Genomic DNA, 11,277 nt, shown 5'->3' with positions numbered 1-11,277 from the left:
AGAACGATGACCCGACCCCGATCCCTCGTCGAGGACGTGTGGCCCCTCTCGCCGTTGCAGGAGGGGATGCTGTTCCACGCCTCCTTCGACGACCAGGGCCCGGACGTCTACACCGTGCAGTCCGCGGTGGACGTCAACGGCCCCGTGGACACGGATCGGCTGCGGGCGTCCTGGCAGGCGCTGCTGGCCCGGCACGCCGCGCTGCGGGCCTGCTTCCGGCCGGTCACCGGCGCCCACATGGTGCAGGTCATCCCGCGGGAGGTCGTGCTGCCCTGGCGGGAGGCGGACGTTCGCGGGCTCGCGGAGAGCGAGGCCACGGCGGAGATCGACCGGCTCTCGGCGCAGGAGCGCGCGAAGCGCTTCGACCTCGCGGTCCCTCCGCTGCTGCGGCTCCTGCTGGTGAGGCTCGGCGAGGACCGGTGCCGCCTCGTCATGACGCTGCATCACATCCTGCTCGACGGCTGGTCGATGCCCGTCCTGCTGGGCGAGCTCTCCGCGACGTACGCGGCGGGCGGCGACACCTCCGCCCTCGAACGGGTCGCTCCCTACGGCGAGTACGTGGCCTGGCTCGCCCGCCAGGACAAGGACGCGGCCTCGGACGCCTGGCGGGCCGAACTCGCCGGAGTCGACGGCTCGACCCTGGTGGCGCCGGCCGACCCGGGCCGTACCCCCGTGCTCCCCGAGCAGGCGCACGCGACCGTGCCCGCCGAACTCACCGCTGCTCTGACGGAGGTGACGCGCGCCAGGGGCCTGACGCTGAACACCGTGGTGCAGGGCGCGTGGGCCCTGGTCCTCGCGCGGCTCGCGGGCCGCACGGACGTCGTGTTCGGCGCGACCGTCGCCGGGCGCCCCGCCGAACTGCCGGGCGTGGAGTCCATGGTCGGCCTCTTCATCAACACCCTGCCGGTGCGCGTGCCCCTCGAAGGCCGGAAGCCGGTCCTTGAGACCCTGACGGAGCTCCAGGAGCGCCAGTCCGCGCTGATACCCCACCAGCACGTCGGCCTCGCCGAGGTCCAGAAGCTCGCCGGGGCCGCAGCCGTCTTCGACACCCTCGTGCTCTACGAGAACTACCCCCTGCCGCCGGCCGGGCCCGCGCCGGGACCCGGCGCCGTGACCCTCAGCCCGGCGGGGGCCTCGCGCGACGCCTCCCACTACCCCCTCACCCTCGTCGCGGTCCCCGGCGGCGGCCGGCTGCGCCTGAAACTGGATCACCGGCCCGACCTGTTCGACCGCGCCGCCGCCGACTCGATCGTCCGGCGGTTCGTGCGGGTCCTGGAACAGATCGCGGCCGACCCCTCGGCGCGGGTCGGCGACATCGACGTGACGGACCGGGCCGAGCGTTCGACCGTCGTGGACCGGTGGAACGCCACGGGCCGGCCGGTGGCCGCGGGCTCGGCGGTGGAGGCGTTCCAGGAGTGGGCGCTGCGCTCGCCGGACGCCGTGGCCGTGCGGTGCGGCGCGGACGAGGTGACGTACGGCGAACTGGAGAGCCGCGCCAACCGGCTCGCCCGGCATCTCGTGGGGCTCGGCGTCGGCCGGGAGGACCGGGTCGGCCTGTGCCTGCCGCGCGGCGTCGACATGGTCGTGGGCGAGCTCGCGGTGTGGAAGGCGGGCGGCGCGTTCGTCCCGCTCGACCCGGAGTACCCGGCGGACCGGCTGGCGTTCATGGTGGCCGACAGCGGGGCGCGGGTGGTGCTCTGCGCCGGTGAGCCGCCCGTCGAGGCCGACCGCGTCGTCCGCCTCGACGCGGCGGACACGCGGCGGGCGGTCGCGGCGGAGGCCGCCGGGCCGCTCGGCCTGCCCGTCCCGCCCGACCAGCTCGCCTACGTCATCTACACCTCCGGATCGACCGGCCGCCCCAAGGGCGTGGCCCTCGCCCACCTTGGCGTGGCGAACCTCGCCGAGGCGATGCGCCCGGCCCTCGGCCTCGGCACGGGTGTGACGATGCTCCAGTACGCGTCGTTCAGCTTCGACGGTTCCGTGCTCGACGTGGCGGTCACGCTGGCCGCGGGCGGCACCCTGGCCATCGCCTCGGCCGAGGAGCGCACCGACCCCGGGGCGCTGGCGGCCATGATCCGCGCGTGCGGCGTCGGGTCGGCCAGCGTCGTGCCGTCGGTGCTGCGCGTCCTGGACCCGGACGACGTGCCGGGCGTGCGGAACTGGGTCCTCGGCGGCGAACTGCTGACCGCGGACCTCGCGAGCCGCTGGACTTCCCGAGCGCGGGTGTGGAACACCTACGGCCCCACCGAGGCCACCGTGATGGCCACCTCGGGACCCGTGGCGAAGGACATCGGGCCGCGGGACGAGCCGCCGCCCATCGGACGCCCGCTGGCCAACATGCGGACCTACGTGCTCGACGGCTTCCTGCGGCCGACGCCGCCCGGCGTGACCGGCGAACTGTACGTCGCCGGGCCGGGAGTGGCGCGCGGGTACGCGGGACGGCCGGGCCTGACGGCCGAGCGGTTCGTGGCCTGCCCCTTCGGCGCGGGCGGCCGGATGTACCGCACCGGCGACCTCGCCCGCTGGATGGCCGACGGACAGCTGGCGTTCGCCGGGCGGGCCGACGACCAGGTGAAGCTGCGCGGCTTCCGCGTGGAGCCCGGCGAGATCGAGGCGGTCATCGCCCGGCACCCCTCGGTGGGCCAGGTGGCGGTCGTGGCACGCGAGGACCGGCCCGGCGACCGCCACCTGGTCGCCTACGTCGTCCCCGGCACGGACCGCACCGACGGCGCGGACGGCTCCGTCGACCCCGAGGCGCTCCGCGCGTACGCGGGCCTCCGCCTCCCCGACCACATGGTCCCCTCGGCGGTGGTCGTCCTCGACGCGCTGCCGCTCACCGTGAACGGCAAGCTCGACCGCGACGCCCTGCCCGCGCCCGGAAGGACCGCACGGGGCCGCGACCCGCGGACGCCCGTCGAGGCGGTCCTGTGCGGGCTGTTCGCCGAGACGCTCGGGATCGAACGGGCCGGCGCCGACGACTCGTTCTTCGCCCTCGGCGGCGACTCCATCCAGTCGATGATGCTGGTGTCCGGCGCCCGCCGCGCGGGACTCGCGATCACCGCGCGCCAGGTCTTCGAGCACCGCACCCCGGCCGCCCTGGCCCTGGTGGCCTCACCCGTCGCCGGCCCGGCCGCGGGCGGCGGCGACCCCGGCGCCGGAGAGGTGCCCCTGACGCCGGTCATGCACGAACTGCTCGACCGCGTCGGCGCCGCACACGTCGGCCACGTCGTGCAGTCAGCCCTGGTCGAGACCCCGGCCGCGCTGCGCTCCGAGACCCTGGCCGACGCGGTGCGCGCCGTCGTCGATCACCACGACGTGCTGCGCGCCCGCCTGGAGACGGAACCGGAGCGGCGGCTCGTGATCTCGGGGCCCGGCACGGCCCCGGCCGGATCGTGGGTGCGCCGGGTCGACGCGGCGTCGGCGTCCGCCGACGACCTGCCGCGGACGATCGCCGCGGAGAGCAAGGCGGCGGTGGCGCGGCTCGACCCGCGCTCCGGCGTCATGCTCCAGGTGGTCTGGTTCGACCTCGGCCCCGACACGCCGGGACGGCTGCTGCTGGTCGTCGACCACCTCGTGGTGGACGCGGTGTCGTGGCGCATCCTGCTGCCCGACCTGGAGCAGGCCTGCGCCGCGCTCGCCGCGGGGCACAAGCCCGAACTGGAACCGGTCCCCACCTCCTTCCGCCACTGGGCGCGGGCGCTGGCCGAACAGGCGGGCGGCGCGGAGCGGACCGCGGAACTCCCCCGGTGGAAGGAACTGCTCCAGGGCCCCGACCCGCAGCTCACCGAGGTCCCCGCCGACCCGGCACGCGACGTCGCGGCCACCGTCCGGCGGGTCTCGGCGACGGTGCCGGCCGACGTCACATCGGCCCTGCTGACCGGCGTGACCACCGCCTACCACGCCGGCGCCGACGACGTGCTCCTGACCGGCCTCGCCGCCGCGGTCACGCGATGGCGCGGTGACGACGCCCCGGCGGGCGGCTTCCTGGTGGACGTGGAGGGCCACGGCCGGGTGGAACTGACCGACGGCATGGACCTGTCGCGGACCGTCGGCTGGTTCACCGGCACCCATCCCGTACGCCTCGACGTGGGCGCCGCCGACCTCGACGAGATCCTGTCCGGCGGCCCGGCGGCGGGCGACACCGTGAAGCGGGTCAAGGAGCAGCTGCGCGCCGTGCCCGGCGACGGCCTCGGCCACGGCCTGCTGCGCCACCTCAACGAAGCGACCGCACAGGAACTCGCCGCCCTGCCCACCGCGCGGATCGGCTTCACCTACCTCGGCCGGGTCCCCGGCGCGCCCGCCGACGGAGACCACTCGCCGGCGGGCGACCCCGCCGGCGGGCATCTCCCGGTCGCCCACCCGCTGGAGGTCACCGGCGTCGTCCACGACCTCGCGGACGGGCCGCGGCTCACGCTCAGCCTGGCCTGCCCGGAACACCTCCTGGCCGAGGAGGCGGCGCGCGCCCTGGTCGAGGGCTGGGCGGCGATGCTGACCGGCCTGGCCGCCCACGCGGGCGACCCGGCGGCGGGCGGCCACACACCCTCCGACTTCCCGCTGGTCGCGCTCACCCAGGCCCAGGTCGAGAAGCTGGAGCTGGCGGCGCCGGGCCTGGCCGACATCTGGCCGCTCTCACCGCTCCAGGAAGGGCTGCTGTTCCACTCGATGTTCGCGGACGACGGCCCGGACGTGTATGTGGAGCAGATGATCGTCGGCCTCGAAGGGCCGCTGGACCCCGGCGTCCTGCGGGCGTCCTGGCAGTCGCTCCTGGACCGGCACGCGAGCCTGCGCGTGGGCTTCCGGCAGGTGGCGGGGTCCGGGCAGGCCGTCCAGATCGTCATGCCGCAGGCCGTCCTGCCGTGGCGTGAGGAGGACCTGTCGGACCTCGGTGCGGACGAGGCCCAGGCGGAGTCCGACCGCATCGGGGCACAGGAACGGGACAAGGGCTTCGACCTGACGCGCCCACCGCTCGTGAAGGTGCTCCTGGTCAAGACGGGCCACGAGCGGCACCGCATGATGGTGACGCTCCATCACATCGTGCTCGACGGCTGGTCCCTGCCCGTCCTGCGGCGTGAGCTGTGGGCCTGCTACGAGGCAGGGGGCGCCGCGGGCGGGCTGCCCGCGGTCACGCCCTACTCGGAGTTCCTTTCCTGGCTGGGACGTCAGGACAAGGAGGCCGCGCAGGAGGCGTGGTCGGCGGAGCTGTCCGGCGTGGAGGAGCCGACGCTGGTCGTGCCCGTGACGCCGGGGGCGACGGTCGAGGCGTCCGGGGCGTCGGGTGAGGTCTTCACCGTCGCGGACGAGGCGCTGAACGCCGCGCTCGGCGAGCTGACCCGCGCCCACGACATCACCCTGAACACGGTCATCGAGGTCGCGTGGGCGCTGGTCGTCGGACAGCTCGCGGGCCGCCGGGACGTGGTCTTCGGCGCGTCCGTCGCGGGCCGCCCCGCGGAACTGCCGGGCATGGAGGACATGCTGGGCCTGTTCATCAACACCGTCCCCGTGCGCGTCCCCTGCGACCCCGCACGGACCGTGGCCGAGCTGCTGGCCGACGTGCAGGCCAGGCAGTCGGCCCTGATGGACCACCAGTACCTGAGCCTCGGGGACATCCAGCGGATCGCGGGGCCGGGGGCGACCTTCGACTCCCTCATGGCGTTCGAGAGCTTCCCCACGGGGATGGACGCGCCGGAGCAGTCCGGCGAGGGCGGCCCCCGGGAGGCCGCGCCGGCCGGTCTGGTCCTCACCGAGGCCGGGATGCGCGAGTCGATCAGCTACCCCCTCGGTCTGGTGGTGGACCCGCTCGGCGGCCTGCGGATGCGGCTCAGCCACCGCTCCGACGCCTTCGACGAGCCGGCCGCCCGCGCCCTGCTCGACCGGCTGGTGCGGGCCCTGCGGCAGATGGCCGCCGACCCCGGGCTCCCCGTGGGCCGGATCGAGCTGTCCGACGCGGCCGAGCGGTCCTTGGTGACCGAGCGGTGGAACACGCCGGCGGTGGAGGTCCCGGCCGCGCCGGTGCCGGAGCTGATCCGCACGCGGGCGGGCCGCACGCCCGACGCGGTCGCGGTGCGCAGCGGCCAGGAGACCCTGACCTACGCGGAGTTCGAGGCGCGGGCGAACCGCCTGGCGCGTCATCTGGCCGGGCTCGGCGTGGCACGGGAGACACGGGTGGGCCTGTGCCTGCCGCGCGGCGTCGACATGGTCGTGGCGGAGCTTGCGGTGTGGAAGGCGGGCGGCGCGTTCGTGCCCCTCGACCCGGAGTACCCGGCGGACCGCCTCGGCCACGTCATCGCCGACAGCGGGGCGCGGGTCGTCATCGGCACGGGAGGGACCCTGGACGGCCTGCCGACGGGAGCGGCGCGAGCGGTGCTGCTCGACCAGGTGGAGACCGTGCGGGCGCTCGCGGCGGAATCCGCCGAACCGCTCGACACCGCGGTGACACCGGACCAGCTCGCCTATGTCATCCACACCTCGGGCTCGTCGGGCCGCCCCAAGGGCGTGGCCGTGGCGCACGGCGGCGTGGCGAACCTGGCCGAGACGATGCGGCCGGCCCTGGGCGTGGCCGAGGGCGTGTCCGTCCTGCAGTTCGCGTCGTTCAGCTTCGACGCGTCGGTCCTCGACGTCGCGGTCACCCTGGCGGGCGGCGGCACGCTCGTCATCGCCTCGGGGCAGGAGCGGGCCGAGCCGGGCGCGCTGGCCGAGCTGGTGCGGACGTCCGGGGTCAGCACCGCCAGCGTGGTGCCCTCGCTGCTGACCCTGCTGGACCCCGACGAGCTGACCGGCGTGGAGAACTGGGTCCTCGGCGCGGAGCTGCTGACCGCGGACCTGGCCAGCCGCTGGACCCCGCAGGCGCGGGTGTGGAACACCTACGGCCCCACCGAGGCGACCGTGATGGCCACCGCGGGGCCCGTGGACGAGGAGATCAGGTCGAGCGACGCGGCGCCGCCGATCGGCCGCCCGCTGGGCAACGTCGGCACGTACGTCCTCGACGGCTTCCTCCACCCGGTCCCGCCGGGCGTCGTCGGCGAGGTGTACATCGCGGGTCCCGGCGTGGCACGCGGCTACGTCGGGCGCCCCGACCTGACCGCCGAGCGGTTCGTGGCCTGCCCGTTCGGTGACGCCGCCCGGATGTACCGGACCGGAGACCTGGCCCGCTGGACGGCGGACGGGGAACTGCTGTTCGTGGGGCGCGCGGACGAACAGATCAAGATCCGCGGGTTCCGGGTGGAGCTGGGTGAGATCGAGGCCGTGCTCGCCTCCCACCCGCTGGTGCGCCAGGCGGTGGTGGTGCTCCGCGAGGACCGGCCGGGCGAGCAGCGCCTGGTCGGCTACGTGGTCACCGCGGGCGAAGGCGGTGGGGACGGCGAGGGCGGCGAGGGCACGGACACCGAGGTGTTCCGCGAGCACCTGTCCCGCACGCTGCCGTCGTACATGGTCCCCGCCGCGGTCGTCGTCCTCGACAAGCTGCCGCTGACGCGCAACGGCAAGGTGAACCGCAGGGCGCTGCCCGCCCCGGACTTCGCGGGACGGGTCTCCGGACGCGAGCCGGAGAACGAGACGCAGGCGAGGCTCTGCGCGCTGTTCGCCGAGATCCTGGACCTCGAACGGGTGGGCGTCGACGACAACTTCTTCGACCTGGGTGGCGACTCGGGCCTCGCGATGCGGCTCGCCGCGCGCATCCGCGAGGAGTTCGGCACCGAGCTGAGCATGCGGCGCTTCTTCGGCTCCTCCACCCCCCTCGGCGTCGCCAGGCTCCTGACGTCGAAGGAGCTTCCCGAGCTGCGGCCGGTCGACCACCCCGACGAGATCCCCGCCACGGCGAGCCAGACACGGACCTGGCGCCTGGAGCAGGAGAACCCCGGCTCACCGGTCCGGCGGGCCCCGATCGCGCTGCGCCTCAGCGGCGCCCTGGACCGCGCGGCTCTGGAGGCGGCCCTCGGCGACGTCGCCGCACGGCACGACATGCTGCGGACGACGTTCACCTGCTCGGACGGCGGTGACCTCTACCAGCGGGTCCTCGACGTCGACGCGGCCCGGCCCGAGCTGCCCGTGACACCGGCGGCCGAGGACGAGCTGCCGGACCTCCTCGCCGGCCACGCCGACCACGAGTTCGACCTCACCCGGGAGACACCGTGGACGTGCCGCCTGTTCGCGGTCTCCGACACCGAGCACGTCCTGCTGATGGTGGTGCACCGCGTCGCGACGGACGACGGGTCGCTGACCGTCCTGGTCCGCGACCTGGCGGCGGCCTACGGAGCACGCCGTGAGGGCCGGGCCCCCGAACGCGCGCCGCTGCCCCTGCAGTTCGCCGACTACGCGCTCTGGGAGCGCGAGATGCTCCGGGACGAACAGGACCCCGACAGCCTGATCGGCGAGCAGACCTCGTACTGGAAGAAGGCCCTGGCCGGCCTGGAGGACGAGCAGGAACTGCCGACCGACAGGCCGCGGCCGCCCGTCGCCTCGCACCGGACGGACGCGGTGCCGCTCGCCGTCGACGGCGATCTGCACGCCCGGCTGATGGAGGTGGCCGAGGCCGAGAGCGCGACGCTCTTCATGGTGGTGCAGGCCGCCCTCACGCTGCTCCTCTCCGGTCTCGGCGCGGGACCCGACGTCACCTTCGGCACCGTCCTGGCCAACCGGGACGAGGAAGGCGACCTCGACGGACTGGTGGGGCCCTTCGCCGACCCGCTGGTCCTGCGCACGGACGCCTCCGGCAACCCCACCTTCCGCGAACTCCTCGGGCGGGCACGGGACACCTTCCAGCGGGCGGTGCAGAACCCGGACGTGCCCTTCGCGCGCCTCGTCGGCACCCGGTCACCGCAGGCCCCCGCGGCACGGCACCCGCTGTTCCAGGTCCTGCTCGACCTGCGCAGCGACGCCTCCCAGGTGTGGGAGTCGCCGGAACTGCCGGGCCTGAGCACCACCCGGCTGCCGGTGGGGCGGCCGGTGGGCGAACTCGACCTCGTGCTCGCCCTCACCGAGCGGCACGGCAGCGGAGGCGCCCCGAAGGGCGTCGACGGCACCGTCCGGTACGCCACCGACCTGTTCGACCGGTCCACGGTCGACGCGTTCGCGCGGCGGCTCGGCCAGGTCCTCGAACAGATCGCGGCCGACCCCGACCTCCGCATGGCCCAGGTGGAGCTGCTCCTCGGCCCGGACGAGCGCGACCAGGCGGTCGTCGCCGGGCACGACGCGGCAGCCGCGATGCCGGAGGGCACCGTCGTCGCACGCCTCGCCGAGCAGGCCGCGCGGCGCCCCGACGCGCCGGCGATCCTCGCCGGGGACGGCGCGCTCACCCACGGAGCGCTGGACGCCGCGGCCGGCCGGCTCGCGCGCCGGCTGGTCGGGCGGGGCATCGGCGCCGAGGACGTCGTCCTCGTCGCGCAGCCGCCCACGGGCGCCCTCGTGGTCGCGCTGCTCGGCGTGCTCAAGGCCGGCGCCGCCTGCCTCCTGGCCGATCCGCACCGGCCCATGGAGGACATCCCCGCCTGCCTGCGCAGGGCCGAACCCGCCGCGCTGGTCTGCGACACGGCGACGGCCCCGCTGCTGGCCGACGGCATCACCGTGCCGATGCTGCCGCTCGACGACCCCCGGACGGCCGTGACCGGCGGCGGGCACGCGGCGGACGGCGCGACGCAGCCGCTGCCCATGCCCCTGCCGGGGCAGGCGGCGCTCGTGCTCGGCGCCACGGCGTCCGACGGCGCCGACGGTCCCGGCACGGCAGCGGTCATCGAGCACCGGACGCTGCTCCACCAGGCCGCACACCGCGCGCGCGTCTCACCGCCGGGGCAGCACGAGGTGACGGCACTCGACCTGCGCGCCCCCGTGCCGGCGCTCCTGGCGCCGCTGTTCGCGGCTCTGTGCGAGGGCGGCGCCGTCCGCCTGGCGGCGGGCGACGACGACGGTCCCGCGATCACCGCGACGGACGGCGCGGCACTGCTCGTCACCACCGGCGAGCTGCTGCCCACGGGCCACGAACACGAGGCGGACGACCGGCAGGTGACCGGCGCCGTGGTCGTGGACGGCATCGGGGCCACGGAGTCCGCCGACGCCGCGCGGCAGTGGCTGGACCGCCATCCGCGAGCCGGCCTGGTCAGCGTCCACGGCACGGCGGAGACCGCGGGCGCCTGGCTCGACCACACGACCGCGCCCGGCGGACGGCTCCCCGCCGAGGCCCCCGCGGGCCGCCCCGTCTCCCACACCCGGGCCTATGTCCTCGACGACCACCTGCGCCCGGTCCCGCCCGGCGGCGCCGGCGACCTGTACGTCGCGGGAGCCGCGCTGGCCCGCGGCTACGCGGACGGCCGGGCGTCGACCGGCGAACGGTTCGTCGCCTGCCCCTTCGGCTCCGCCGGAGAGCGGATGCTGCGCACCGGCGAGCGCGCGAAGCGGACGGCCGAGGGGCTGCTCGCCCTGCGCGGCAAGGCCAGGGACGGCCGCCCCGGCGCCAGGGCGGCCGGCGGCGGGGACCACGAGGACGTGGAGGTGCTGCTGCCGCTGCGCCCGACGGGCGACAGGCCGCCGCTGTTCTGCCTCCACACCGGTACGGGACTGAGCTGGGCGTACGCGGCTCTCCTGCGGCACCTGCCGCAGGACCTGCCCGTCTACGGCGTGCAGGCGCGCGGGCTCGCGGGACCGGAGCCCATGCCCCGCAGCATGGCCGAGATGGCGGCCGACTACGCCGAACAGATCAGGACCGTCCAGCCGGCGGGCCCCTACCACCTCCTCGGGTGGTCGCTCGGCGGCCTGATCGCCCAGGCCGTCGCCACGCACCTCGAAGAGCAGGGCGAACAGGTGCGGCTGCTCGCGGTGATCGACGGCTACCCCGAGGGAACCGGCGGGGCCGACTACCGCGACGTGTCGCCCGGCGCCCGCGCGGACGGCGACGTCCAGCCGCGGCCGGGGGACAGGCGGCAGCCGATGAGCCAGGACGTCGGCGAGGGCATGGACGAAGGCCTCCGGTCCCACATGCGCGAGGTGATCGACAACCTGGGCCGCATCACCCCGCACCACACGCCGCGCCGCTTCCGGGGCGACCTGCTGCTGTTCATCGCCGCCGACGACCAGCCCGCCGAGCGGCCCGCGCCGGCCGCCAAGGAGAGCTGGGAGCCCTTCGTCGAGGGCGAGGTCGAGGCGCACGAGATCGCGGCGAGCCACTTCACCATGCTCCAGCCCACGCCGTCGTCGCACATCGGAGGCGTCCTCACGGCGAAGCTCCGGGCAGCGGACGACACCGGAGAGGAGTGAGTCCGACATGGCCCCTGACGCGGAACACGGCCGGCG

At 75.6% G+C, this 11,277-nt stretch carries 1 protein-coding gene; it reads left to right on the top strand.

Features of this window, described 5'->3' with window-relative positions:
• The first annotated feature begins 6 nt into the window (after positions 1-6).
• Complete coding sequence (locus tag DCW30_RS37185) at positions 7-11,241, top strand: amino acid adenylation domain-containing protein (protein WP_237283314.1); 11,235 nt, start codon at positions 7-9, stop codon at positions 11,239-11,241.
• Positions 11,242-11,277 lie beyond the last annotated feature (36 nt).

It is taken from the genome of Streptomyces alfalfae, from assembly GCF_004127445.1.
Lineage (GTDB): Bacteria > Actinomycetota > Actinomycetes > Streptomycetales > Streptomycetaceae > Streptomyces > Streptomyces alfalfae.
This window is presented reverse-complemented; position numbering and strand designations above follow the sequence as displayed.